The organism is Sphingobacterium sp. B29 (assembly GCF_001952815.1).
In the GTDB taxonomy this organism is placed as follows: domain Bacteria; phylum Bacteroidota; class Bacteroidia; order Sphingobacteriales; family Sphingobacteriaceae; genus Sphingobacterium; species Sphingobacterium siyangense.
Genome location: NZ_CP019158.1, coordinates 5,671,949 through 5,697,610 on the forward strand (window position 1 = coordinate 5,671,949; position 25,662 = coordinate 5,697,610).

A 25,662-nucleotide genomic window follows, 5' to 3' on the forward strand; every position below is an offset into this window, starting at 1 on the left:
TGTAAGATCATGTTAAGCAACAGAGAATTATTTTTAATGAATACTGCTCAAACATCTAGCTCACCTAGATTGGTTGAAGTAGTTAAGGCTGAAGGTGTCTACCTTTATGGCCCCAATGGAGAAGAATATATGGATTTGGTCTCCGGCTTCAATGTCAGCAATATAGGCCATCGTCATCCGAAGGTTTTAGAGGCTATAAAATCACAATTGGAGCAGTACTTACATGTCACCGTTTATGGTGAATTTGTGCAGGCGCCACAGGTGCAATTTGCTACAGAATTACTAGCAGAACTTCCCGCTAATTTTCAATCAGTCTACCTCACCAACAGTGGAACGGAAGCCGTAGAGGGATCTATGAAAATAGCAAAGAAATATACTGGTCGCAGGCAGATTATCGCTGCAAAAAAAGCGTACCACGGCAGCACACAAGGCGCGCTCAGTCTGATCGGAAACGATGAGTATCGCAAAGCGTATGCCCCCCTCCTTCCCGAAATAGATTTTATCGGGTTTAATGACATGGAAGATCTCACAAAGATTACGGAACAAACTGCTGCTGTCATCCTCGAAGCTATTCAGGGAGAAGCTGGTGTCCGAGTCCCGGATATCGCTTACATGCAAGCTGTTAGAAAACGCTGTAATGAAACAGGTACTTTACTGATCTTTGATGAAATTCAAACAGGTTTCGGTCGAACAGGCCGTCTTTTCGCCTTCGAACATTTTGCTATTGTTCCAGATATCCTGATGCTTGCCAAAGGCATCGGAGGCGGTATGCCCTTGGGTGCATTTGTTGCAGCCAAAGAAGTGATGGACGTTATTAAGGATAATCCCATGCTTGGGCACATCACAACTTTCGGGGGGCATCCTGTGAGTTGTGCCGCAGCGCGGGCTTCACTAGCTGTTATCAAGGAAGAAAAATTAGTCGAACAGGTTGAGCGAAAATCGCTTTTATTTAAAGAAAAACTCAGGCATCCTGCAATTAAAGAAATTCGAGGACTAGGCCTTATGATGTGTCTGCAACTGGCTTCTTTTGATCAAGTTTACAATGTGAGTAAGTATTGTGCTGAAAATGGGGTTATGATCGATTGGTATCTGCATTGTGAAACGGCACTCCGTGTCGCCCCACCATTGACTATTACAGATCTAGAAATTGAAAAAGCTTGTAACATCATTATAAAAGGTTTGGAAAAGTATGCCTAAAGTATGTAACTTTAAACATAACAAAAACCTAATAATGAACACAAACCGCAGATCATTTATCAAAAAAAGCATTATTGGCACCGGTCTATTGACTGGCGCCGATTTACTGAGAAACGATGTATTCGCACACGAATCAACAGTCGGTTCCTCAAAAATCACTTTAAATAACGACGACATCATTTTATTTCAGGGCGATTCCATTACGGATGTGGGCCGAGATAGAAATAACAAAAATGCCAATGACACCGCAGCGCTGGGGCATGGTTATGCTTTATTGGCTGCCAGCCAACTCTTAAATAAATATCCAGCAAAGAGACTAAAGGTATATAATACAGGTATTAGCGGAAATCGTGTACCCGATCTTCAAAAGCGCTGGCAGGAGGATACTCTGGCAATTAACCCTACTGTATTGAGTATTTTGATTGGTGTGAACGATTTCTGGCGGACAATCGATCGAGGAGCACAGACTACGGTTGAAGAGTATAAATCCCAGTACAAACAGCTATTGCAGGAGACATTACAAAAGCTTCCAAATGTCAAATTGATTATTGGAGAGCCTTTTGCAGTAAAGGGTGTAGGTCACATTACTGAAGCTTGGTATCCAAAATTTTTGGCTTATCAAGAATCCGCTCGTGAGATCGCCAAAGAATTTGGAGCAATTCTTATCCCCTATCAAAAAATATTCGACAATGCTCAAAAGAACGCCCCTGGTGCCTATTGGGCTGCGGACGGCGTACATCCCACGCTTGCTGGGGCACAAATGATGGCCTCAGCCTGGATGGACTGCATCAAGTAATAAAAGAAAAGAGCGGATACTTTATTGAAATCCGCTCTTTCTTTTTTAACATATGCCTATATGTTAAATCTAAATTTCTTTATAAGGTGTTTTTTGTAGATTGGGAAGAAAATAAGCCACAATACCGATCAATGGCAGATAGGAACATAAGTAATAAATAAACTCGATGGAAGTATGATCTGCCTGCCAGCCAAGTACAGCGGATCCAATCCCCCCCATTCCAAATGCAAAGCCGTAAAATAAACCTGAAACCATACCCAACTTTTTAGGCAATAGTTCTTGTGCATAAACAATAATTGCTGGAAAAGCTGATGATAAAATCAACCCAATAATCACGATTAATATCCCCGTCATCGTAAGTCCAACATAGGGTAATGCCAATGCAAATGGCGCAACGCCCAAGACGGAGAACCAGATGACATATTTGCGACCAAATCGATCGCCGAATGCTCCTCCAAGTAGGGTTCCCACCGCAACGGCTATCAGAAAATAAAATAGATAGACTTGTGCTTCCACTTCATTGATTCCGAATTTCTTGATTGTATAAAACTGGAAGTAGTTTGTGATACTTGCTATATAGAAGTATTTTGAAACAATCAGTAATAGGAGTATAATAACCGTCACGACGATTCTGCTATTGGGTAGATCAGGTACGCGTATTGTTCTCTTCGTTGATTTAGCGGAGCTTTGAAGCCTCTTTTTATACCAACTACCGATATAATAAGATATAAATTGGCCGAGAATGGTAAATAAGCACATCCAAGCGATCGCCTGTTGCCCTCTCGGTAAAACCAAAAAAGCGACAATGATTGGAGCCATTGCGGTCCCTGCATTGCCTCCGATCTGAAAAATAGATTGTGCCATACTTCTTCTTCCTCCCGACGCCATATAAGCTACACGAGAAGATTCAGGGTGAAAGATTGAAGATCCAATCCCGACCAGAAAAACAGAAAATAAGATCCATTCATAACTATGTGCTTTCGAAAACAAAAACATACCGAGAAGTGAAAAAGACATCCCTATAATCTGGGAGTACGGTACAGGATGTTTATCCGTAAATGAGCCTACAACAGGCTGGAATATTGAAGCTGCTATCTGATAAACCATTGTAATCATCCCAACCTGAGAAAAGCTTAGATGATGCTCTTCTTTGAGCAAGGGATAGGTTGCCGGTATCACTCCCTGAATCATATCGTTCAGAAGATGCACCATACTCACGGCAAACAAAATAGAAAAAATAGGTCTACCCGCCTTCTCTTGTATCATGACGTCTTTCAAAAATTAAAAAGGTTGATTTTAACAAACCAACCTAAACTACCTTCATATAATAATTACAATACGCGTACCAACAATCCTTTCAGATATTCACCTTCGGGGAACGAGGCCCGGACAGGATGGTCTTCAGGTTGATGAAATTGTCTGATAAACTGAATTTCCTTACCGGCATCCAGTGCAGCCCAAGCGAGCACTTGTTTGAACGTATCCATATCCATCGCACCTGAACAAGAAAATGTCGCTAATAAACCACCGCTATTTAACAACATCAATCCGCGGCGATTCAGGTCTTTATACGCCCTTGATGCTCTTTCCAATGCAGATCGAGAGGGTGCATATTTCGGTGGATCCAGGACAATCAGATCAAATTTTTCCCCTTCATCAATGAATTTACGCAATTGCTTGTTTACATCAGACAATATTGCTTTATGTCGACTAGGTTCAAAACCATTTTCAACAATATTCTTTTCCAGGGTTTCAATAGCCAGTGCAGAACTATCTACAGATATGACTTCTGCAGCGCCACTTTTCAAACTATTTAACGTAAAACCACCGGAATAGCAGAAACAATCTAGGACTCGTTTATTCAAAACGTAGTTGGCCGTTAGCTGGCGATTTTCACGTTGGTCGCAATAAAATCCCGATTTTTGCCCATCAATAATGTTAACCTTATAATGAATGCCATTTTCGATAACGTCGACAAATTCAGATGGAAGTTCTCCAAACAAAAGTCCATTGGTATCGGGTAATCCTTCATGTTCGCGGGATTTCAGATCACTGCGCTCATAAATTCCTTTGGGTTGCAGCAAAGCATTCAATTCATCTATAATAATGGATTTGACTTTTTCCACCCCAACTGAATGAATCTGAATGGATATAAAATCTGCGTATTTATCTGCAATAAGTCCAGGAAGAAAATCTGCTTCAGCAAAGATTAAACGAACTGTATTGGTAACGCCTTCTTGCAACAGATGCTGTCTTGCTGCAACAGCCTTCTGAACTCGGGCACGCCACCAATCTGCATCAATCTGTGCTTGAGGGTTCCACTCCAATAAACGAATGGCTACACGCGAGCTATTGTGAAATAGACCATAGGCAATAAATTCACGTTCAGCATTGTAAACGCCAACAACTTCGCCATCTTCAATTTTATCGGACAATGATTTAATTGCTCCAGAAAATACCCAAGGATGCAATTGCCAGGCAGCTTTATCCTTACCCTTATTCAAATAAACTGATTTCATTGTTGCAAAATTAACTTATTAATTCGACATCCTGATGAAACTTTCCGGATAAAACAATCTAACATCCTCAATACATTATATATTTCCCAAAAATCCTTTTAATCCAAAAAACTCAACTATTTCTGAATAAAAATAAAAGGGCTCCTAAGGAGCCCTCAACGTTTAGTTATGGTTGATTAAATATTTTTTGAAGGCTTCAAAATCAACTTTCAAAGATTCTGCTAATTTCTCTTTTCCTTGCAATGTTTCTGCGCCGACAGGCAAAACTATTTTTTCGAATACATCTGCTGCTATTGCATCAGGGAATTTGCAGGGATGTGCTGTCGATAAGAAAACTGAAGCATACGGACCGGGATGCTCATTTGCATAAGCACGAGCGCCAAGCCAGGCAATTGCTGTATGCGGACAGGCGATATAATCCGATTCTTCAAGTAATTTCTGCATTCCTTCTTTTGTTTCTTCATCTGTAAATGTATAAGAAGAAAGCATATTTTTTAATTCAGCCACATTTCCGCCAAAGAGATCCTGTATACGTACCCAGTTGCTTGGATTTCCAACATCCATGGCATTGCTTAGGGTTTGAACAGAAGGCAGTGGCTCATATTTACCTGAAGAAAGGAATCTGGGAACGGTATCATTGACGTTTGTTGCTGCTACAAAATGCTTTACTGGAAGTCCCATTTTATAGGCCAATAAACCAGCCCCTATATTACCAAAATTACCACTCGGCACTGTAAATACGACCTCATTGACTCCTTGTGACTTCAATTGTGCATACGCATAAAAATAATAAAATGTCTGTGGGATCAATCGTGCTATATTGATTGAATTAGCGGAAGTCAAACGCAATATAGCATTAAGTTCGGCATCACTAAAGGCTTGTTTTACCAATGCCTGACAATCGTCAAAGGTTCCTTCTACCTCAATAGCACGAATATTTTGTCCATTAGTGGTCAATTGTAATTCCTGAACCTCCGAGACTTTACCTTTAGGATATAGTATCGTCACACGTGTTCCTTCTACTCCCAAAAAGCCCAAGGCAACAGCTCCACCGGTATCGCCTGATGTCGCAACAAGTACGTCCAGTAATTTATCGTCAGTCTTTGAAAAATAGCCCATGACCCTACTCATAAAGCGAGCCCCAAAATCCTTAAAGGCATAAGATGGCCCATGAAATAGTTCGAGCACAGCGGTGCTGTCGGTCAAGAATTTTACAGGAGCATCAAAATTGATGGCATCGTTCACAATCTGTTTTAAATCGTCTTTGGGAATATCATTTCCCAATAGTGTAGAAGCTACTTCAAAAGCAATCTCCTGCAAGGAATACTGTTGAATATTCTTAATAAACAGCGGATCCAATTGTGGTATCTCTTCAGGCATATACAATCCTTTGTCTGCAGGGAGAGAATTGAAGACCGCATCTTTGAAGGAGACTTCTAATGTTTTATTATTTGTACTATAAAATTTCATATGTAAATAATCTTTTTGTAAAGGCCGATAAAACATCCTGTTATTTTCATTCGTGTTGACTTTAGAATGTGGATATTTCATTTTATTATCTTTTCTGAGGCAATGATCAATTAACCTAAGATTTTATAAACCTCGTTTCTGTCCTTAAATAATTTTTAATCTAATATCCTGGGTCCTTCCACATTGACACGGGAAACATAGCCAAAACTATCAATTTCATTTTCTTTGAGATGAGTTTGTATTTTGTCGGCAATCTCCTTTGCTATTTTTTCATCCCGTGTTATTGCAACGACGGAAGGTCCTGAGCCAGAAATACCAAAACTCAAGGCACCATTTTTCAAGGCAATTTCTTTCATTTCATAAAACTGAGGAATTAAAATTGCACGGGTTGGTTCAATAAGAATATCTTTCATGCTTCGCGCAATGAGATCATAATCTTCCTTGAACAACGCGGCAACCAATCCCGCGATATTTCCCCATTGTGTGACGGCGTCTTTTAACAGCACTTTATCTTTTATAAGTTGTCTTGCGTCACGTGTGGGAACATCGACCTGTGGAAAAACGACCGCTGCTACGAGTTCTTTTGGTGAAGGAATGGAAATAACATCCAAAGGTTCATTTCCCCGAATTAATGTTATGCCTCCATAAAGCGCCGGGGCAACATTATCGGCATGGCCTGTACCGCAAGCCAAACGCTCACCTTCAACACAAAATGGCAGTAATTCTTCTTTTGTCAAAGGGTTTCCAAGCATGGTATTGATGGCAAAAAGCCCAGCCACGGTACTTGCTGCACTGGAGCCAAGTCCCGATCCAATTGGCATATGTTTATGCAATTCAATTTCGACGCCTACCTTTGAAGAGATATTCAAGGCTTGTAATAGATATTGAACACAGGCGGATACGGTATTCTTACCGGGATCGAGCGGTAGTCTTCCATCGTCGCCAGTTATTTCCCGAATCGTTACTCCAGGTTGTTGCGTGCGCCGCATAACCACCTCATCACCGGGTTCCTCGACAGCAAAACCCAATATATCAAAACCACAGATCATATTTGCGACAGTTGCAGGCGCAAAAACACGAACTTCCGACAGCATGCTGTCTAAATTTATCACCTTATCCTTGAGATATTCCACATTTAAATTATTGGCCATCACGTAATTTTTATTTTCCTTGAATAGTTTTTATGCTCCAACATTTACCAAATCTGCAAATACACCGGCAGCTGTCACCTCAGCCCCCGCACCAGGACCTTTTACTACGAGGGGACGTTCTTTATAGCGCTCTGTTGTAAACGATATAATGTTATCGCTGCCTGATAAAGCATAAAAAGGATGGTTTTCATCAACAAACTGAATCGCAATGGATACTTTTCCATTTTCCAATTTCCCAATATAACGGATTACTTTATTTTCATTGGCTGCTTTCTTCTTCATTGCTTCGAAATATTCATTTTCTTGCTGCAATTCTGTATAAAAAGAATCTACAGTATCTGCTTTCAAACATGCTGGAGGTAATATTGCGCCGAGGTCTACGTCTTCGGCCTCAACAGCATACCCGGCATCTCTAGCCAAGATGAGCATTTTACGCATAAAATCTATACCGCCTAAATCATCTCTTGGATCTGGCTCGGTATATCCAAGCTCCTGAGCCTGTTTGACGACATCATAAAAAGAAGCATCTGCTTTAAAATTGTTAAAAATATACGAGATTGTCCCTGAAAGAATAGCCTCTATCTTCACGATACGGTCACCACTCAACATCAAGTCTTTAAGCACCCTAACGATAGGCAATCCAGCACCTACATTTGTTTCATAAAAGAAATCTACACCGTGTCGATGAGCAGTATCACGGAGTGTTTTATATTGCTCGTATTTACCTGAATTCGCAATTTTATTGCAAGTGACAATCGAAATATTGGATTTAAAGATATCTTCGTAGTAGGTCGCTGGTAATTTGCTTGCAGTATTATCGATAAATACACAGTTCGGTAAATTCAGTGCCTTCATTCGATCAATAAACAATGCCAGGTCTGATTCAGTTCCATTTTTAGCAAGTTCATCGGACCAATTATTTAAATCAACACCTTCGGTATTAAAAAGCATTTTACGGCTATTGGAGATTCCAACAACCTTAATTTCAATATCATTTTTATCCAAAAGGAATTCATGCTGATTTTCCAATTGTTTAAATAAAGTTGCACCAATGTTACCGGTACCGATATTAAATACATGCAAAGTTTTCTTCAGCTCTGCGAAAAACGCGTCATGTACCGCATTAAGTGCCTTTGCTAAATCTTCCTTACCAATAATTACAGATATATTGTATTCAGATGAGCCCTGCGCAATAGCCCGGACGTTAATACCGTTCCGTCCTAGCGCTGCAAATAACCGACCGGACATACCGGGAGTTTTTTTCATATTTTCACCAACGATGGCTAATACAGACAGGTTTTCTTCAATCGCAGGAACGACCAGTTTATTCGCCTGGATTTCAAGCTCAAACTCCACTTCGATCAATTGTATAGCGCGTTTGGCATCTGAAGGATTGACAGCAAATGTGATGCTATGTTCGGAAGAAGACTGGGTGATTAGCACAACATTAATCTGCTCTCTAGCCAATAGCGTAAAAAGTCGCCCGCTAAAACCCGACTTACCGATCATCCCTGATCCACTCAGATTGATAACAGAAATATCCGATATCGAAGAAATTCCCTTGATTGGCAGAGCGGTTTTTCCACTATCAAACTGAATCACCGTCCCTGAGAAATCAGGTTCAAAAGTATTTCGAATAACAATCGGTATTTTCTTTAAGAAAGCCGGAATCATCGTGGGAGGATAAATCACCTTAGCACCGAAGTAAGATAATTCCATTGCCTCTGTGTATGATAATACTGGCAAGGAAAAAGCTTTCTTCACAATACGAGGGTCGGCGGTTAACATCCCATTCACATCTGTCCAAATTTCAATGGCAGTTGCGTCCAGTATTGACCCGAAGATCGCTGCAGTATAATCTGATCCACCTCTTCCCAAGGTGGTAATACGCCCATTTTCATTACTTCCGATAAAACCTGTAACAAACAGCAGCTTATCACGATGCGTTATGTACAAGGACTTCACCAATTGCTCAGTTAGCATTTCATTTAAATGAGCATTACCGAAATTTGAATCTGTTTTCACATAATGGGATGCATCTACAAATAGAGATTCAGGAATATATTGTTCCATCACCTTAGATACCATATAATTTGAGCAACGCTCACCGTAACTAAGGATCAAATCTTTACTTTGATTGCTCAGCTCCTTTAGCGCAAAAATTCCTTGGAGAAGATCTTCTATCTCATTAAAAAACAACTTTAGCTTTGTAAATACAGGATTTTGATATTTCACAGCCAGAAGCTCTTTAACAACCGTAAAATGCTTATCTTCTAGGGACTTTAGACCATCCGAAAAGGACTTTCCTTCTGCAGCGTCCTCAGCCAACTGGGTAAGCAAGTTTGTTACACCAGACATAGCTGATAATACAACCAATGGCTTTTCCTTTGCATCATAAGATTTTTTTTACAATACTTAAGACCGCCTTTAGACTTTCTACCGTACCAACCGATGTGCCTCCAAATTTTAAAACTTTCATACTGTTTTATACTGTTTGTTTAGATTGATGATTTTTGTGCTAAAAAAAGAAGCGCTTTCCTTTGTCGAGGAAAGCGCTTCTAAATATTGTGTCTACAATTATATACAACGAAACTACTTCCTCCTGAGTTTTATCCCGGTGGTAATAATAATCGATGTAATAATTGTATTTGTGTTCATTGCTATTGCTTATGTTTTGTAAATATAGAACAAATATTATCACTTTACCAAAGAAAATTAATATTTTTTTTAAGATTCACAATGAGAGCCCAAATAGAGTGGCATTCTATCAGATAGACATTTTTTTTTAAGTGTAGCAAACAATCTACTTTATGTAGCCGACGATTGACAGAACCATTAATTTTCAATAAAGCCCGATTAAGATGTTAAAATTGTTAAAATTTCGTTAAATACCGTAAAATAAATTTGACCTTAAACTGATATTGTATTATATTCGCAACAGTGCTGTCCAAAATAGATGACAGTGTTGAATTTTTAAAAGTTAAATGTTGTACAAAAAAGCGATTTAATGAAAACAAAGAAATTTATAGCGTCAATGCTATTTATCGGCTTATGTCTAGTGTCGCAGGCACAAACCAACAGAAACTCCAAACCAGAATCAGATCCTGATAACCTAGCGAAAGAATACTTTTCACAAATTATGGGAGTTGCAGTCTCAGCAACAACAAATACCAAACTTTATCAATTTGTTTACGAATGGTTGGGTACTCCATACCGTCTAGGAGGAGATTCAAAACGAGGCATTGATTGTTCTAAATTTTCTTATGAATTATACGACAAAGTATTTAATACTTCGTTAGGATATAATAGCAGAAATCAATATTCTCAAGTCAAAACTGTCGAAAAAAATGAGCTAAAAGCAGGTGATTTGGTATTCTTCAAAATTAGAAGTAAAAGTATCACCCATGTCGGTGTTTATATTGGCGACAATAAATTTGCACATGCCTCATCTAGTAAAGGAGTTATGATCAGCAATTTAGATGAACCATACTGGAGACGTTATTATTACAATGGCGGCCGCTTACCAGAAGATAATAGATCGCTTACTGCAGAAATATTAAAAGCAGAAAAAGATAATAAATTGAATTAATAAGATCGGTTCGATCTAGGAAAGTCCAAAGCGTTTAACTCGTTTTGGACTTTTTTTATACAATATAATATCCTATTTTTACCCTATAATCAATGGAATACTATTATGTCTTCAAAGAAAACGCTCATCTTAAATAAAGAACAAATAAAACAAAAATCTATTCGGATTGCCTATCAAATTTTGGAAGACAATTTTGAAGATGAAACACTTGTATTAGTAGGAATTGCCGACCGGGGTTATGTATTTGCGCAACGCCTTCAAACAATTTTACAGGAGATTTCAACGAAGGAAATTCTGCTGATTAAAGTTACCATGAAGAAAACGAGTAGATCGCTGAGTGCAAGCACAGACATACCTGTTGATATTGCAAAAGATAAGACCATCATCTTGGTTGATGACGTGTTGAATAGTGGTAGAGCCTTAGCTTATGGACTGGGTGTATTTTTGAATGTTCCACTGAAGAAAATGAGAACGGCTGTATTAATTGATAGAAGCCACCATAAGTTCCCTATATTTAGCGACTACTATGGCACGAAGCTTTCAACGATATTAAGAGAACATGTTACCGTTACTCTTGAAGAATTTGATAAAGAAGAAGATGCAGCATGGTTAATTTAAACCATGCTGTTATTTCTTTGAGACTTTCAATTTCATCCCCGGTTTTATCCGGCTTCCATTTAAATCATTTTCACTTTTAAGTCGACCGACTGATGTACCATTTTTATCTGCGATCTCAGATAGGGTATCGCCTTTCTTCACGACATAGTAAGCTGTACGTGTAGTACTAGCGGCACGCTGTTGACTCTTCTTTGAAGACCTTTCTGTGTTACGCGCTAATTTCGCGTTAACGAAATCATCCTCCTTTTTTATCAGCAAGTTTTGTCCAGGGACAATTTGATTTCCGCGCAGGTTATTCCACGATTTTATATCCTGTACTGTTACTTCAAACTTGTCAGCAATGGAAGCGAATGTCTCACCAACTTTCACTTTATATTTGCCATTTTGTAGAGGCTCACTCAGATTTTCCGTCTGACTAAGAGTTGTAGAAGATATTGGCGTGTTGAGAGCTGCATACAATTCTTCTGAGGCAATCTTTTTATCCAAGACAGGTAAAACTAACCGCAATGGAGACTCTTCAGTGCCATTTAACACATTTCTTTTAAAACTAGGATTCAATGCACGTAATGTCTCTTTTGAGACATGTAAAGCATCCGCTATTTGGTTCAGTGAAATCCGTTTATTGATATCTAATGCTTGAGTTCTTAGTGAAAGTTCAGTATCCGCAGCACTGATATCATTTTCATCCGCATATTTCATCGCATAGGTCATTGCGATGAACTTAGGGATATAGTTTTGGGTCTGTTGCGTTAGATATGGTGCGATATCCCAAAAAGTAGCTTTCTCTTTTCCCGAACGTTGGATCGCACGGCTAACAGCCCCTTTACCGCCATTATAGGACGCTATCGCTAATAGCCAATCGCCATATTCATCGTAAGCTTCTTTTAAGATTTTTGCGATAGCATAACTAGAAGCAATCGGATCCATACGTTGGTCGGTATAAGTGTCCACTGTAAGATGATAAGTTTTGGCTTCATAATACATCAATTGCCATAAGCCTGTTGCTCCAGCACTGGAGATATCGCGTGGATTTAATGATGATTCGACTACACTTAGATATTTGAGTTCCCGTGGCACTCCAACTTCATCCATGATTTTATCAAACAATGGGAAATAGTATTGCCCTAGTCCCATCATCCTACACATATAAGGGTTATAATTATCCGACGTATATTTAGCAACCAGATCTTTCACTCGCGGTGAGTAGTCCAATGGAACCTCACGTTCTATTGCTTTCAGTTTCCGCACGAGCTGTATATCTTCATCTGTAATTTCAGCATCATGCTTCCCGTTATTTCCGGAAGATTTTATACTGTCAAGGTATTGGTAAATCTCTTGTTTTTCTTTTTCGATACTTTTTTGAAAGAAGGTATGGGCGGCTTCTTTCATGCCTTCTACAGCGCTTTCTTGGGCCATGAGTGGTAGTACATAGCATACCCCTCCTAGTATTGAAATTAACGTCTGTTTTCCGATCATAAATTTACTGTTAAATCCGAGTTTGATTCATCTGCTGAAAAATCAACAATAATCTAAACGTTTAGAAATGGATTTTAGTATAAAAATGGTTTTCGCCCTATTTAGCTGTAGGTCGAGTATAAAACAAAATACGATTTTGTTCCTCACAAAATCGTATCCATGCTATATGGGATCAAAACCTCCCTTATTTGTTATCTTCTATTTCAGATTTTTTTTTCAGGTGAAGACTCATCCTTTTGGCCTTCTTTAAATTCTTTAACCCCTTTACCCAATCCGCGCATCAATTCAGGAATCTTCTTGCCACCAAATAATAGTAACAATATTACTACAATGACAATTAACTCTTGCCCCCCGATTCCCATGATTAATAATGATGTTGACATAACTATAATTTCTTGTTTTTCAATTCTTTTAAACTAAAACTTTTCTCTCTCTTTACAAATGTAATGATAATTATTAAATATAGTAATTATTTCTTATCTCGCCAACCATGACATCGGATTCAGCGGTGTTGACCCTTGATAAACAGAGAAGTCAACCATTGGCACACCTGTATCGGAGTCCACATCAGCCGTTCCTATAGTTTGGCCCGTACTTACTTTTTGCCCCTTAGAAACATTTACACTTCCCATATTATTGTAAACAGTATAATACTCACCATGTTTAATCATTATGATACGTTGACCATACATTGTTAAAATACTACTCACCTCTCCTGCGAAAACAGCTTTCACAGCCGCACCACTAGAAGTTTGTATCTTCACGGATATATGTTCCACATTGACATTTCTTCCGACACTTTCCCCTCCAAAATCTTGCATAATCTTCGCATTAGAAACAGGCCAAGGCAAACTACCGCGATTAGATCTGAAGTCATTTGAAAGCTTAACTGCCTCTGGTGTACTACGAAGCACCTCTGATTCCGACATTTTCGAAGTATTCGTTTTTGTATTGTTCTTACCTTTTGTAGTTGAAGTAGACTCATTCGCTTTGCGGTTACGCTCAGCAGCCGCTTCTGCCGCACGACGTGCCGCCTCAGCCCGTCGACGTTCAGCCTCAATTTCTCTTCTAATAATCTCCTTAATGGCCGCATTAATACGACGCTCCTCTTTTTGCTTTTGGGTAATATCTTTCTTCACACCGCGTTCTGTAACAATCAACTCACTCAATTGCCCAGAATAAACAGATCGCTGTTGAGATATTGTTCTTTTCTCATTTTCCTGCTCTTTCATCAAGGCAACCTGTTTGTTTCGGTCCGCCTGCAATTGAGCGATTTTTTGTTCAATCTGTTTCTTGGTATTTTCGATATCAGCAGCTTTCAGCTTTCTAGAATCATTAAACTGTTGTAAGTACTTAACCCGTCGGAACCCCTGATTAAAATCCTTTGATGCAAAAATAAACATCAATTTATTATAGGCATTTCGGTTTCTGAACGCAAACATCACCATCTTTTCATAGTCACGTTTCATCTTCTCCAATTCAGCCTTCAACTTATTTACGGCAGCAGTATTGGCATTGATATGTTTGTTAATTACAGCTACTTCCGAAGTAATGGTATTTATCTTCTGCTCGCGCAAATTAATCTGCTTACTCAATGCTGTCACTTGTTGTTGGGTCAGTGATTTTTCCTTTGCAATCTCTTTGACCGTATTTTGTAATTCAGCAATTTCGCGGTTGAGTTTCTCACGCTGTTTTTCAAGTTCAGCCCTAGTCTGCGCCGATGAAATTCCAATCATGAATAGGAAAGCAGCTATACCAAGTATTGTCTTTTTAAAGTTCATTTACAGTACTATTTTTTTGTGTTTGCCATCTTTCTATCCTATCAATTCACGTCATACTTTAGCAAACTAATTGCGAAAGTAATAAATCTAAAGGAAATAGACAGCTTCTCATCGGATTACTTTATAACGTGACGATACTGAAAAAGGCATTTCGACCGGTTCATTAAAAGTCACTTTGTTAAAATTTATCTCTGTTTTGACCTCTTGACGACCATCAGAAATGATCATTTTTAAAAGCATCGGAAATTCCTGCCCAGAAGCCATGGCATATTCGCCGTAATTGGCTTCCAACAACTGTTTCTTTGAAAGTTGTGCTAATCTAAATTGATAAGGCCTATTATTATTATTTAATTTATATAAAAAATCTAGTTCATTCAGTTTGCCATCTAACTGGACAGACATCGAATCCTGCTTAAAATTAACCTGATCAATATCGGACAATAGATTCACCGAAAGATTTGCAAGCAACAAATCTTGTAGGTTCCCGAAAGTTAAATCCGGGCTGGCAAAACGATATAGATAGTCAAATGGCTTAACCATATATTCGCTCTGAAATTTATTTAAGATTTGTACACTGTCTGGAGTTATCAATACCCGGGCAACCTCTATACCCAGTGTGGCAGAAATAGAAATCCAGATCCTTTTATCTTTCTCTATTCTAATAGTGGAAGTGACATCATAATTATCCTTTCCAAGATCGAGACGCATTTTCGCTTTTCCAGAAAAAGTAGAATAATTCAAATTAGTCAAAAAAAGATTACGTAAGCTATTTTTCTTTGCTTCCCTTGTATTATCTTTTATGGTCAACTCATTTTCAGTTTTCAGATCAGCACCTTTTAGTAGCTTCTTCTTAGAACTACAAGAAGAAAGCAGCAGGACAACAACACTAACCCAAACAATTTTATTCCACATAGCTTTTAGTCTCAATCTTCTTTTTCAATTTCAGCTTACTCTCCTCTGTATCCGCTCCCTTTTCTAAAGCCAGGTTCCATTGCTTAACGGCATCTGTTGTTTTCCCTAACTTAATAAGAATGTCGCCGTAATGTTCCAGCAATACTGACGTTTGCGGATTTGTGTTTTTTAACGCTTTTTGAATCCACACCAGCGCATCATCATATTTTCCATTTGCGAAAAGTACCCAAGCATAGGTATCTTCAAAAGTTCCATTATTGGGCTGCAATTTCGTCGCCATTGCTGCATACTTTGTAGCATCATCAAGTCGTTCTTTTCTTAACGACAAATAGTATGCTAAATTGTTCATGGCCGTCACATTTGTACTATCCAATCGAATAGCTTCGATATAAGCCGCATCAGAGGCTTTATACATCTTAAGTGAATTATAAATATCACCTAATCCGCCATAAATATTTGCCTGTAGAAAAGGCGATTCATCCTGTGCATTATTAAGTGCGGCTTCTATAAACTTCCGGCTATTTTCCATGTCTTTTTTCATCAAATAGGCCATGCTTGTAAAATAGAGTATGGTTGCATTATTGGCCACATAGTGTAGCGCCTCCCCACCATGTGCAATGGCTTGATCAAATTCGCCTTTGTCCATATCCAAACTCATCAGCATCCGCCAAGCATCAATTTGATAGGGGTTCATACTAACTGCAACTGCTAGCGAACTTTGAGCAGCTGACTTATCATCTCTCAACCATAACACTTGTCCCTTTGCCATATGGCTTTCGGCAATACGTGGATGAACTTCAACCAAGATATTGACCAGTTCCAAAAGTTGGTCTTTTGAATAGGGGCCTTTCGGATTTAACAAGGTCATTATAATCCGATTCTTATCTGCAAAGTCAACTTTCTTAGATTGAAATCCTTGTTTAAGTGCATCGAAAGATAATTTCACCTTTTTATCAAATCGATAGAGATCAGCCAAATCGAAATAAAGAAAATCCTCTTTTGTTGTCTGAATTCCTTTATTAATATAGTCCAATGCAAGCTTCGAGTTTTTGGAAAGATTATAAGCTTGCGCTAATTGACCATATACTTGAGCCAGCGAAGTTCCTTTGTCTGCCCAGGGTTTCAAAAGATCAATGACCGCTTTATAATTACCAGCATCATTTAACAAGACACTACCAACCATGTCCAAGGTATCAGAAGCGACTTCGATCTCTTTGGTTTTATAGAAATACTCCAGAGCCACATCCTTGTATCCGCCATTGAAAAGGAGCATGATACGCTCCCGTTTTAGTGAGGCTGTATTATTGTCATCTTGATCTATCAACTTATCGAGATAGATTAACGCACTATCCGCGTCGTTTTTACTTTTAAACGCATCTACAGCAAAACTTAGATATTCAGGCTTAGGCTGAATATTCAACGCTTCTTTTATAGCGTCGATTGCTCCACCTTGATTTCTCATCTGTGCAAGAAGGATTGCCTTTGTAAAATAGATATCATCAGCTTGCGGGTAATCCGCGAGTATGGCGTCCAAAGAATCCATGCCCGGACCAATTTTGCCTTGCTTCAATATTTCCTGTACGTTTTTGAATCGTGCATCGTAAGGTTTAGGCTTTTTATCCGAAGATTGTGCCTTTAATGAGCCCAGTGCTACTAGGAATAAACCAATAAAACTTAAAAAAAATCGTTTATCTAAAAAATTCAATCTCATCTACTTCCGCTATAATAATTTAAAAATTCTTCCTGCAATATACTAACTAATGTAACAATATTCATTCGAGGAAGTTGTAAAAATATTGAGATTAGTGTGGCTCGTTTGAAATTCAACTCGTTTTCAACAAAATAAGCAAAATAGATTTTAAAATATAGAATAATAGATGTACCTTTGCAGACCCTTGAGATAAGGGAAGGAAAAATATTTTAATAAATTATTTAAACAAAAGCAAGTGAATACGTTAAGTTACAAAACTGTCTCTGCCAACAAGAACACCGTTAACAAAGAGTGGATCGTTGTTGACGCTGAAGGAGAGATTTTGGGGCGCTTGGCGAGCAACATCGCGAAAGTAATTCGTGGTAAGCACAAGCCTACATTCACCCCTCACGTAGACTGCGGAGATAACGTGATCGTTATCAATGCGGACAAAATCAAATTGACAGGAAACAAATTAGGCGACAAAGTTTACGTTCGCTACACTGGATATCCAGGTGGTCAACGCTTTGTTTCTCCAAAAGAGTTAATGGCTAAATTCCCTGAACGCATCATTGAAAAAGCTGTTCGTGGTATGCTTCCTAAAAACCGTTTAGGTCGTCAATTATTTAAAAACCTTTACGTTTATGCTGGTACTGAGCACAAGCATGAAGCACAAAATCCAAAACCAGTTAAATTTTAAGGAGGATCGACATGTCAACAACTAACACTTCAGGAAGAAGAAAAACTGCTGTTGCCCGCATTTACTTAACTGCTGGTAGCGGAAACATTATCATAAACGGTAAAGACTACAAAGAGTATTTCCCAACATTACCTTTGCAGTACATCGCTACACAATCATTGAACGTAGCTGGTGAATTAGCAAACTTTGATGTAAAAGTAAACGTTAACGGAGGTGGTGTTAAAGGTCAAGCAGAAGCTGTTCGCTTAGCGATCGCAAAAGCTTTGGTTGAACTTAACCCAGAAGTTAAACCTGCATTACGCGCTAAAGGTTTAGTAACACGTGATGACCGTATGGTTGAACGTAAGAAACCAGGACGTCGTAAAGCTCGTAGAAGATTCCAATTCAGTAAACGTTAATCAAAGGAGGATCAAAAAATGGCAAGAACTACTTATCAAGATTTATTGGATGCAGGTGTGCACTTTGGTCACCTTACACGTAAATGGGATCCGAAAATGGCTAAGTACATTTTCATGGAACGTAACGGTATCCACATCATTGACTTGAACAAAACTCTTACGAAATTAGAAGAAGCTGCTTCAGCTATCAAACAAATCGTAAAATCAGGTCGCAAAGTTTTATTCGTCGCAACGAAAAAACAAGCAAAAGAAATCATCGCACAACAAGCAAAAGAGGTTAATATGCCTTTTGTAACTGAGCGTTGGTTAGGTGGTATGCTTACAAACTTCGCTACAGTTCGTAAGTCTATCAAAAAAATGTCTAACATTGACAAAATGCAAAAAGATGGTACATACGATGTATTGTCTAAAAAAGAGAAGTTGATGATTCAACGTGAGCGTATCAAATTAGAAAACCTTTTAGGAGGTATCGCTGATTTGAACCGTTTGCCAGCTGCTTTATTCATCATCGATGTGAAAAAAGAACACATCGCTGTTTCTGAAGCAATGAAATTGAACATCCCTACTTTTGCAATGGTAGATACGAACTCTGATCCTTCAAATATTGATTTCCCAATCCCAGCAAATGATGACGCTAGCAAATCTATTAGCTTAATCGCAGGTATCATTGGTCAAGCAATCCAAGAAGGTTTGGACGAGCGCAAACGCGACAAAGAAGAAGAAGCTGAAAAAGATGCTGCTGCTGCTAAAGCAAAAGCTGATAATGGTGAAGCTTCAGAAGCTAAACGTCCTCGCAAAGCGAAAGACGGAGAATAATATTTTTATTCCAAACCGGATGGCGTAGCGTTAGTTTCTGGAAAAGTTTACTTTTCTTGAACTAGCCTCTCTGTCCGGTTTTTTGGTTTAACAACACTCGTTTATCAAGGAATGTTAAACTTCATATTAGCTTAACATGTTTTAAGTTAATATTGTACAAATTTCAGTCGTAAATAATAATAAAAAGAAATAAACATGTCAGTACAAATTTCTGCATCAGATGTAAACAAATTGCGTCAACAAACTGGCGCTGGTATGATGGATTGTAAAAAAGCTTTAGTTGAGTCTAATGGTGACTTTGAAGCTGCTGTAGATTACTTGCGTAAAAAAGGCGCTAAAGTAGCTGCTAGCCGTCAAGATCGCGACTCTAACGAAGGTGTTATCATCGCTAAAGCGACTGCTGATGGTAAATCAGGTATCGTAGTTGAAGTTAACTGTGAAACTGACTTCGTAGCTAAAAACGCAGACTTCGTAGCTTTCGCTGAAAAAATTGCAGATCTTGCATTAAACAATAAACCTGCTTCTTTGGAAGAATTAAAAGGTTTGGAACTTGATGGCAAAAACATCGCTGATTCTTTAATCGAGCAAACTGGTGTAATTGGTGAGAAAATTGACGTTTCTAAATACGAAACTATCACTGCTGAAAAAGTTATTGCTTATATCCACGGGAACTACCGTCTAGGTGTATTAGTAGGTCTTTCTGCTGATGCAGCTGGCGCTGAAGAAGCTGGTAAAGATGTAGCAATGCAAATTGCTGCAATGAACCCAATTGCAATTGACAAAGATGGTGTTGATCAAAACACAATCGAGCGTGAAATTGCCATTGCTAAAGAACAAATCATCGCTGAAGGAAAACCAGCTGAAATGGCTGAGAAAATTGCTCAAGGTAAATTGAACAAATTCTTCAAAGATACAACTTTGTTAAATCAAGAATTCGTAAAAGATTCTTCTAAAAACATCGCTCAATTCTTAGATTCTGTTTCTAAAGGACTGACTGTAACTGCTTTCAAACGCGTACAATTAGGCGCATAAGCATACTTCCATTCCATTCAGAATGGAAATTTTAAAGCAGGAGCTATTCGATGAATAGCTCCTGCTTTTGTTTATATCTCTACCTCCATTTATTCCTGAACTATTTTTATCCGCTCCACCGTGGCTTTTATTTTATCCCAAATTTGTGTAACTTAAGGATACATAAAAACTGGACAGTATATGGGCATGTTAAAGGAAAACGCGTTAAAAGGAAAACGAATTTTGATTACGGGTGGTGGTACAGGTCTAGGGAAAGCCATGACAGATTACTTTCTCGAGCTTGGCGCCTCTTGCCTGATCACAAGCCGAAAAGCTGATGTTATACAACATACAGCAAACGAATTATCGGAAAAACATCAGGCAAAATGTCTTGCAGTAGCTGGAGACGTGCGAAATTATGAAGATGTCGAACGCGTCGTTTCCTATGGGTATGAACATTTTGGGGGGATAGATATTCTCATAAACAATGCTGCTGGAAATTTTATCTCGCCTACCGAACGTTTAAGCCACCGGGCTTTCGAATCTGTTATTGGTATCGTGCTCCAAGGGAGTATAAACTATAACCTAGCGCTAGGCAAACGATGGATTGAGGCAAATGAACAGAATAAAGCTATACTCAGTATCGTTACAACCTATGCTTGGACCGGGTCGGGATATGTTGTTCCTTCTGCAACTGCTAAAGCCGGAGTTCTTGCGCTAACCAGATCTCTAGCTGTAGAATGGGGGAAAAAAGGAATAAGGCTCAACGCTATAGCTCCTGGTCCATTCCAAACTTCGGGCGCCATGGAACGGTTACTCCCAGGCGAATTAGGAGAACTCCTCTCACCTGCCAAACGTATCCCCTTGGGCCGCTTGGGTAAACTGGAGGAATTAGCTAACCTCGCGGCCTATCTGGTATCCGATTATGCGAGTTATATCAACGGAGATGTTATCACGATAGATGGCGGCGAATGGCTTAAGGGGGCTGGAGAGTTCAATGGATTAGATATTATTCCTGAAGATCAATGGGATACTATTGAAAAGATGACTAGAAATGCAAAAAGCACTTGATAACCGTTTAAAACAACGAATGATTTATATTTTATTGTGAATACATAACTGTATGTAATCCATGTAGATTTAAGAGAGGAAAAAGTAAAGTCTTTAATCCATTTTTCTTAGGTTTGTAGCGATTATTTTCCAATAGGGTCTGTACATATGATGAATTTATCTTTCGAATCTCAAAAAATCAAACACAAACACAAATTAGAACTAAACAAAACAGGTTTTGATTTTGCGTTAGTTTATATATCTGAAGGCACACTCGTATCGAAAGGAAATAACTTAAAATTTTCAAAAGAGAATTTACTTTTTTTGAATAAAGATTTCGAAACACTTGAGACAAAAAAGGATACAATGGCATTTGTACTCTATTTCTCAAATTCCTATTTTAAAGACCTGCACCTTATACAACAAAATTTCAGACTTTCTCACAATCCGGTTGATATCTTCAACTCGAAGACTTTATTAAATAAGAGCCTATCGCTTAAAAAGGAAAATAAAAAACTAATCGAGCGGGTAATATCTCTGATTCAACAATATGAGAGTGAAGATACAGCAGAATCAATTTTTATATTCCACCAGACAATGTCCCTCTTCGCTTTAGTCGAAAATATTTTGAAGGATCTGGAGCTACCTATTAACGAGTCATATGAAATGTCTCAAGAGATCGAGCAATACATACAGCAAAATATTTATTTCCCAGATAAATTACAAATCAGATCAATCGCAGATCAGTTCCAAATTTCAGCAAATTACTTTGGGGCATTTTTTAAAAAAAGATATTCAAAAAGCTACAAAGTATATATAGATGATATTCGTATTAAACTAGTTGAAGAGAGATTAGCATCCAACAGATACACTATGAAACAAATTGTAGAAGAATTAGGATTTAATGATGAAAGTCATCTGACCAATTTCTATAAGAAGAAAAGAAACATTACACCGAGCTCTTATAAAAGAGCTAAAAATAGTGCTTAATTGTCAAGCTGGATTATACCATTAAGATCATGATTTAAGGAGCGTTGAATGGCCTCATCCAAAATAAGAATCTTTTTTCCTTGAAAGGTAGCTGCATCATCACTTTCAAAATTTGAGGTACTGGAATTAAAAGAATCCAATTTCATCGGGAAATAAATTGGGTTCTCGTCTTCAGCTCGACCAATGGTCAATAAAATATTGTAGCCTTGTAGGCGTAAACTCTGTAAAGTCTGATAATTTAAACGCTTGAAGATCATAATTCCTATTTTAAGATAGAACAAACATATAATTACATTGTTTTAATGCTTTAACCATTTTTTGTGTTTTTATCTTTCAGAAGGATATTCTGAACCCATAATCTCTTAATACTTTTGGAATAATCGTTTTGCCGAATAAATTCAAAACTTTTTTTTTTTGAGAACTGTTTTACCAATGCAATAACATGAGTAAGATTATGTCAAAAAAAGAGCATAAAAATGGGAAAGTCGAAGAAGACTATTCCGATATGGATCAGGACCTTGCTTTCAATGAAGAGCTTGACAGTTATGAAATGGATGTCGATGACAATGACCCAGATTATGACCACCCCGCCGACTATGATACAGTAGCTGAGGGCTCAATTGATGATGATTCAACATACGATGATTCTAATCCATTTGTCGGAGATGAATATGCAACACAAGATGAGCTCGAAGAAGAAGATCTAGATGAAGCTAACATGCGAATTGAGACTTTTAAACATGAACGGCTATCCCCTTTGGACAAGAAATTAGCCGAGAACGAAGAAGATCTGAGAGATGATCTTGATGAAGAGGGATATCCCAAAAACGACAGGTAGTTTTTCCGAAAATAACATAGTTTTGAAGGGACCAAAAGGTCCCTTTTCTATTGATTAAAATAGAGACATTCTTCTCAAGAGTATTAAATATATACTTTTCAATTGGAAACTATAACTCCAATTTTTTATGTAAGTTTACTTTGAAGATTATAATCATATGGAAAGTATATTACCTCTCATCCGTATTGTTGACCTAAAAAAATCATACGGAGTAAAAGAAATATTGAAAGGAATCAACCTTGACATATTCCCAGGTCAAGTTATCGGGTATATTGGCCCAAATGGTGCCGGCAAATCCACTACCGTTAAAATATTAACAGGACTAATCGAAGATTTCACAGGCACTGTAGAAGTTAATGGCATCAATATTCAAGAAGATCCACTTGCAGTAAAAGCACTATTGGGATATGTTCCCGAAAACGCAGAATTATATGACGTCCTGACTCCCATGGAATACTTGGATTTTGTAGGTAAACTTTATGGAATGGAAGACAATGTCATTCAAGAACGTTCCTTAAAACTGCTAGCTGCTTTTGGCCTTGAATCTAATGTAAATAATAGGATGGATACCTTCTCCAAAGGAATGCGTCAAAAAGTACTTTTAATTTCAGGAATTATTCATAACCCACAAATCATCGTACTGGATGAACCATTATCTGGACTCGATGCCAATGCTGTTATCTTTGTCAAAGAACTTATCTCATTACTTGCAAAGGAAGGGAAAACAATTTTCTATTGTTCACATATGATGGACGTTGTTGAAAAAGTGTCTGATCGGATTTTACTGATAAATCAGGGCAGCATCATTGCGGATGGTACGATTGAGGAACTAAAAACAGATCCTAACGAATCATTGGAGCATATATTTGCTAAATTAACCAATACAGGCAACAGTGCATTAGACGCTTCCAATATCATTACAGCAATTCAATAACATGGAAAAATTTATCTTAAAATTTATCCTTCTTTTTCGTGGGGTTTGGAAAGGCTTGGGCATCAATTATGAACAGTTTAAGATCATCTTAGAAACCAAAGTAATCTTAGAGAACAGAAAGCCGATTAGCTTTAGGAAACGTAGCTCAGGGAAATCATCTTCTTCGTCATCGATTTTACAATTCTTATTGTATCTCATCTTTGGCCTAATATTCATGGTAATTATTTTTTCGATTCCAGATAGGTACTTAGCTGTTTCGATTATGCTACTCAGTTTCATTAGCATGTTAAGCATTACGTTGGTATCCGATTTTTTACCCATATTATTAGATACCCGGGATCAGTATATCATTATGCCTAGACCAGTTAATGACAAGACTTTAGCTATTTCCCGAATAACTTTTATTGCAATCAAGCTTTTTAATCAAGTAATTGCGTTGACCTTACCTGTGCTGATTTATGTATTATTCAATTGGGATATCGTCTCCGTCTTTCTTTTATGCCTGCAGCTTATACTAAGCACATTAATCGCGCTGATATTTGTTAATGGATTTTATCTGATTAGCATCAAATATCTCCCCATCCAAAAGTTTAAAGATGTAATTACTTATATACAGATCGGTCTCTCACTGGTTCTTTTTCTATCCTATTATGTTGGCCCAAATTTGATCCAATCTATTGTGGAATCTCATTTAACGATGGAACAACTCAGATTTCTTTGGATATTCCCAAGTACCTGGATTGCATCATTCCAACCATTACTCTTTGGTAACCATAATGTACATTTGGTCATCTTATCAACACTGGGAATACTAACTCCCTTTGCTGGTATCTACGCTTGTACTAAGCTGTTTTCACGTGGATTTAATGCAAAAATAGCTGCACTAGCAAGTGCAGATAACCTCCCTAGTGAAACTTCACAATTAACCCGAGATATTCCCTCCAAATTACCGCTATATAAAAGGATATCTTCGAGCGTTTGCTCATCCCCTGTTGAAGAGGCTGGATTTGGCATTGTATGGCTGATAAGTTCTAAAACGAGAGAATTTAAGCAACAGCTATACCCTTCGTTGGCTTATCTACCTATTTATTTTGTCTTTTTATTTCTACGTACAGGAGATGATCTCCCAATAGCTGGCAAAATCGCGAAACTTCGGGATTCAGGCTTGTATATCATTATGTTTTATCTTTCGTTATTGACCATATTAACCGTTTTCCAGCTTATTACGCAAAGTAATAAATATAAAGCGGCCTGGGTCTACCATGTGACTCCGATAAAAAAACCGGGACAACTGATGACTGGAGTTCTCAAAGCATGTCTTATTAAATATGTTTTACCGTTCAACATACTGTTTCTTTCTATCTGTGTACCGCTATTTGGTCTCAGTTCTATTAATGATCTGCTATTATCTTCCGCTATCGGCGGTATCGAAAGTATTCTGATTATGCTTTTTATCGTCAAAAACTATCCGTTTTCTAAGGCTAGTCAATCCAATTCAAAAGCAATAACTAATCTACTGATATTAGGTCTATTGGGTATTTTAGGATACTTACATAAAACAATTTTCCACTATGAAACTCTAATTTGGATCTTAGCCGGACTTGCATGGGTCGTATTCTTTTTTATGCTGAAGTACCTACAGAGAGAGGACTGGAAAGGCTTAGCTTACGACGACAATTGATTAAACAGATAAAAAAGCTCCATTAAAGGAGCTTTTTTATCTAAT

General features: G+C 38.1%; 23 protein-coding genes and 1 pseudogene. 13 read left to right on the forward strand and 11 right to left on the reverse strand.

Features of this window, described 5'->3' with window-relative positions:
* Positions 1-9 precede the first annotated feature (9 nt).
* Both BV902_RS24375 and BV902_RS24380 read left to right on the forward strand, forming a co-directional pair.
* Positions 10-1,197 carry an aspartate aminotransferase family protein gene (locus BV902_RS24375; RefSeq protein ID WP_075994139.1) on the forward strand — a complete coding sequence of 396 codons (1,188 nt, stop codon included), beginning with the start codon at positions 10-12 and terminating at the stop codon, positions 1,195-1,197.
* 34 nt (positions 1,198-1,231) lie between these two features.
* Positions 1,232-1,993 carry an SGNH/GDSL hydrolase family protein gene (locus tag BV902_RS24380; RefSeq protein ID WP_075994140.1) on the forward strand — a complete coding sequence of 254 codons (762 nt, stop codon included), beginning with the start codon at positions 1,232-1,234 and terminating at the stop codon, positions 1,991-1,993.
* 69 nt (positions 1,994-2,062) lie between these two features.
* On the opposite strand, the gene BV902_RS24385 is transcribed toward BV902_RS24380, so the two are convergent.
* From BV902_RS24385 to thrA, 5 genes and pseudogenes are all read right to left on the reverse strand, one after another.
* On the reverse strand, positions 2,063-3,259 hold the full coding sequence (locus tag BV902_RS24385; RefSeq protein ID WP_075994141.1) for an MFS transporter: 1,197 nt from the start codon (positions 3,257-3,259) through the stop codon (positions 2,063-2,065).
* Positions 3,260-3,324: 65 nt separating this feature from the next.
* Positions 3,325-4,512: a class I SAM-dependent rRNA methyltransferase gene (locus tag BV902_RS24390; RefSeq protein WP_075994142.1), complete on the reverse strand. Its 1,188-nt coding sequence runs from the start codon at positions 4,510-4,512 to the stop codon at positions 3,325-3,327.
* A gap of 162 nt (positions 4,513-4,674) precedes the next feature.
* Positions 4,675-5,982, reverse strand: a complete 1,308-nt coding sequence (gene thrC, locus BV902_RS24395; RefSeq protein WP_075994974.1) for a threonine synthase — start codon at positions 5,980-5,982, stop codon at positions 4,675-4,677.
* Positions 5,983-6,137: 155 nt separating this feature from the next.
* Positions 6,138-7,076, reverse strand: a complete 939-nt coding sequence (locus tag BV902_RS24400; protein ID WP_075994975.1) for a homoserine kinase — start codon at positions 7,074-7,076, stop codon at positions 6,138-6,140.
* A gap of 87 nt (positions 7,077-7,163) precedes the next feature.
* Positions 7,164-9,612: pseudogene (gene thrA / locus BV902_RS24405) on the reverse strand (bifunctional aspartate kinase/homoserine dehydrogenase I).
* Positions 9,613-10,140: 528 nt separating this feature from the next.
* Between thrA and BV902_RS24410 the strand changes: the two are divergent.
* The gene (locus BV902_RS24410) at positions 10,141-10,722 is read left to right on the forward strand and encodes a C40 family peptidase (RefSeq protein WP_046671999.1); all 582 of its coding nucleotides are present in this window, start codon (positions 10,141-10,143) and stop codon (positions 10,720-10,722) included.
* Between the two features lie 105 nt (positions 10,723-10,827).
* On the forward strand, positions 10,828-11,340 hold the full coding sequence (locus BV902_RS24415; protein ID WP_075994143.1) for a phosphoribosyltransferase family protein: 513 nt from the start codon (positions 10,828-10,830) through the stop codon (positions 11,338-11,340).
* 9 nt (positions 11,341-11,349) lie between these two features.
* Here BV902_RS24415 and BV902_RS24420 read toward each other — a convergent pair whose 3' ends face one another.
* The 5 genes from BV902_RS24420 to BV902_RS24440 all read right to left on the reverse strand — a co-directional run bounded on the left by BV902_RS24420 (position 11,350) and on the right by BV902_RS24440 (position 17,220).
* Positions 11,350-12,816 carry a LysM peptidoglycan-binding domain-containing protein gene (locus tag BV902_RS24420; RefSeq protein WP_075994144.1) on the reverse strand — a complete coding sequence of 489 codons (1,467 nt, stop codon included), beginning with the start codon at positions 12,814-12,816 and terminating at the stop codon, positions 11,350-11,352.
* A gap of 203 nt (positions 12,817-13,019) precedes the next feature.
* Positions 13,020-13,199 carry a twin-arginine translocase TatA/TatE family subunit gene (gene tatA, locus BV902_RS24425; RefSeq protein ID WP_075994145.1) on the reverse strand — a complete coding sequence of 60 codons (180 nt, stop codon included), beginning with the start codon at positions 13,197-13,199 and terminating at the stop codon, positions 13,020-13,022.
* 93 nt (positions 13,200-13,292) lie between these two features.
* A complete protein-coding gene (locus tag BV902_RS24430) occupies positions 13,293-14,597 on the reverse strand; it encodes a murein hydrolase activator EnvC family protein (RefSeq protein WP_075994146.1) in 1,305 nt (434 codons plus the stop codon).
* A gap of 108 nt (positions 14,598-14,705) precedes the next feature.
* Positions 14,706-15,509 (reverse strand): DUF4292 domain-containing protein, encoded by an 804-nt coding sequence (locus tag BV902_RS24435; protein ID WP_075994147.1) that lies wholly within the window; start codon positions 15,507-15,509, stop codon positions 14,706-14,708.
* Positions 15,499-17,220, reverse strand: coding sequence for a tetratricopeptide repeat protein (locus BV902_RS24440; RefSeq protein WP_075994148.1), 1,722 nt, complete (start codon positions 17,218-17,220; stop codon positions 15,499-15,501). Before BV902_RS24440 ends, BV902_RS24435 begins: the two co-directional genes overlap by 11 nt.
* Positions 17,221-17,455: 235 nt before the next feature.
* On the opposite strand from BV902_RS24440, the gene rplM reads away from it, so the two are divergent.
* From rplM to BV902_RS24470, 6 genes are all read left to right on the forward strand, one after another.
* Complete coding sequence (rplM, locus tag BV902_RS24445; protein WP_046671993.1) at positions 17,456-17,899, forward strand: 50S ribosomal protein L13; 444 nt, start codon at positions 17,456-17,458, stop codon at positions 17,897-17,899.
* Positions 17,900-17,910: 11 nt separating this feature from the next.
* Entirely contained in the window at positions 17,911-18,297 is a 387-nt protein-coding gene (gene rpsI / locus BV902_RS24450; RefSeq protein WP_070563091.1) for a 30S ribosomal protein S9, read from the forward strand.
* An 18-nt stretch (positions 18,298-18,315) separates the two neighbouring features.
* A complete protein-coding gene (gene rpsB, locus BV902_RS24455) occupies positions 18,316-19,113 on the forward strand; it encodes a 30S ribosomal protein S2 (RefSeq protein ID WP_075994149.1) in 798 nt (265 codons plus the stop codon).
* Positions 19,114-19,308: 195 nt separating this feature from the next.
* Complete coding sequence (gene tsf, locus BV902_RS24460) at positions 19,309-20,145, forward strand: translation elongation factor Ts (RefSeq protein WP_075994150.1); 837 nt, start codon at positions 19,309-19,311, stop codon at positions 20,143-20,145.
* A gap of 186 nt (positions 20,146-20,331) precedes the next feature.
* Complete coding sequence (locus BV902_RS24465; protein ID WP_083663848.1) at positions 20,332-21,195, forward strand: SDR family oxidoreductase; 864 nt, start codon at positions 20,332-20,334, stop codon at positions 21,193-21,195.
* A 147-nt stretch (positions 21,196-21,342) separates the two neighbouring features.
* Positions 21,343-22,164: a helix-turn-helix domain-containing protein gene (locus BV902_RS24470; RefSeq protein ID WP_083663758.1), complete on the forward strand. Its 822-nt coding sequence runs from the start codon at positions 21,343-21,345 to the stop codon at positions 22,162-22,164.
* On the opposite strand, the gene BV902_RS24475 is transcribed toward BV902_RS24470, so the two are convergent.
* The gene (locus tag BV902_RS24475) at positions 22,161-22,421 is read right to left on the reverse strand and encodes a hypothetical protein (RefSeq protein ID WP_075994153.1); all 261 of its coding nucleotides are present in this window, start codon (positions 22,419-22,421) and stop codon (positions 22,161-22,163) included. The genes BV902_RS24470 and BV902_RS24475 overlap by 4 nt on opposite strands.
* A gap of 185 nt (positions 22,422-22,606) precedes the next feature.
* Here BV902_RS24475 and BV902_RS24480 point away from each other — a divergent pair, with 185 nt between their 5' ends.
* The 3 genes from BV902_RS24480 (at position 22,607) to BV902_RS24490 (ending at position 25,617) form a co-directional block, all read left to right on the forward strand.
* Positions 22,607-23,002, forward strand: a complete 396-nt coding sequence (locus BV902_RS24480; RefSeq protein WP_237241825.1) for a hypothetical protein — start codon at positions 22,607-22,609, stop codon at positions 23,000-23,002.
* A 157-nt stretch (positions 23,003-23,159) separates the two neighbouring features.
* Positions 23,160-23,936, forward strand: coding sequence for an ABC transporter ATP-binding protein (locus BV902_RS24485; RefSeq protein WP_075994154.1), 777 nt, complete (start codon positions 23,160-23,162; stop codon positions 23,934-23,936).
* Between the two features lies 1 nt (position 23,937).
* The gene (locus BV902_RS24490; protein WP_075994155.1) at positions 23,938-25,617 is read left to right on the forward strand and encodes a hypothetical protein; all 1,680 of its coding nucleotides are present in this window, start codon (positions 23,938-23,940) and stop codon (positions 25,615-25,617) included.
* Positions 25,618-25,662 lie beyond the last annotated feature (45 nt).

Excerpts from the sequence above, each read along its gene's own strand:
- BV902_RS24375 (WP_075994139.1), top strand. The coding sequence starts at position 10 with ATGTTAAGCAACAGAGAATTATTTTTAATGAATACTGCTCAAACATCT.
- BV902_RS24380 (WP_075994140.1), top strand. The coding sequence starts at position 1,232 with ATGAACACAAACCGCAGATCATTTATCAAAAAAAGCATTATTGGCACC.
- BV902_RS24385 (WP_075994141.1), bottom strand. The coding sequence starts at position 3,259 with ATGATACAAGAGAAGGCGGGTAGACCTATTTTTTCTATTTTGTTTGCC.
- BV902_RS24390 (WP_075994142.1), bottom strand. The coding sequence starts at position 4,512 with ATGAAATCAGTTTATTTGAATAAGGGTAAGGATAAAGCTGCCTGGCAA.
- thrC (WP_075994974.1), bottom strand. The coding sequence starts at position 5,982 with ATGAAATTTTATAGTACAAATAATAAAACATTAGAAGTCTCCTTCAAA.
- BV902_RS24400 (WP_075994975.1), bottom strand. The coding sequence starts at position 7,076 with ATGCTGTCGGAAGTTCGTGTTTTTGCGCCTGCAACTGTCGCAAATATG.
- BV902_RS24410 (WP_046671999.1), top strand. The coding sequence starts at position 10,141 with ATGAAAACAAAGAAATTTATAGCGTCAATGCTATTTATCGGCTTATGT.
- BV902_RS24415 (WP_075994143.1), top strand. The coding sequence starts at position 10,828 with ATGTCTTCAAAGAAAACGCTCATCTTAAATAAAGAACAAATAAAACAA.
- BV902_RS24420 (WP_075994144.1), bottom strand. The coding sequence starts at position 12,816 with ATGATCGGAAAACAGACGTTAATTTCAATACTAGGAGGGGTATGCTAT.
- tatA (WP_075994145.1), bottom strand. The coding sequence starts at position 13,199 with ATGTCAACATCATTATTAATCATGGGAATCGGGGGGCAAGAGTTAATT.
- BV902_RS24430 (WP_075994146.1), bottom strand. The coding sequence starts at position 14,597 with ATGAACTTTAAAAAGACAATACTTGGTATAGCTGCTTTCCTATTCATG.
- BV902_RS24435 (WP_075994147.1), bottom strand. The coding sequence starts at position 15,509 with ATGTGGAATAAAATTGTTTGGGTTAGTGTTGTTGTCCTGCTGCTTTCT.
- BV902_RS24440 (WP_075994148.1), bottom strand. The coding sequence starts at position 17,220 with ATGAGATTGAATTTTTTAGATAAACGATTTTTTTTAAGTTTTATTGGT.
- rpsI (WP_070563091.1), top strand. The coding sequence starts at position 17,911 with ATGTCAACAACTAACACTTCAGGAAGAAGAAAAACTGCTGTTGCCCGC.
- rpsB (WP_075994149.1), top strand. The coding sequence starts at position 18,316 with ATGGCAAGAACTACTTATCAAGATTTATTGGATGCAGGTGTGCACTTT.
- tsf (WP_075994150.1), top strand. The coding sequence starts at position 19,309 with ATGTCAGTACAAATTTCTGCATCAGATGTAAACAAATTGCGTCAACAA.
- BV902_RS24465 (WP_083663848.1), top strand. The coding sequence starts at position 20,332 with ATGTTAAAGGAAAACGCGTTAAAAGGAAAACGAATTTTGATTACGGGT.
- BV902_RS24470 (WP_083663758.1), top strand. The coding sequence starts at position 21,343 with ATGATGAATTTATCTTTCGAATCTCAAAAAATCAAACACAAACACAAA.
- BV902_RS24475 (WP_075994153.1), bottom strand. The coding sequence starts at position 22,421 with ATGATCTTCAAGCGTTTAAATTATCAGACTTTACAGAGTTTACGCCTA.
- BV902_RS24480 (WP_237241825.1), top strand. The coding sequence starts at position 22,607 with ATGAGTAAGATTATGTCAAAAAAAGAGCATAAAAATGGGAAAGTCGAA.
- BV902_RS24485 (WP_075994154.1), top strand. The coding sequence starts at position 23,160 with ATGGAAAGTATATTACCTCTCATCCGTATTGTTGACCTAAAAAAATCA.
- BV902_RS24490 (WP_075994155.1), top strand. The coding sequence starts at position 23,938 with ATGGAAAAATTTATCTTAAAATTTATCCTTCTTTTTCGTGGGGTTTGG.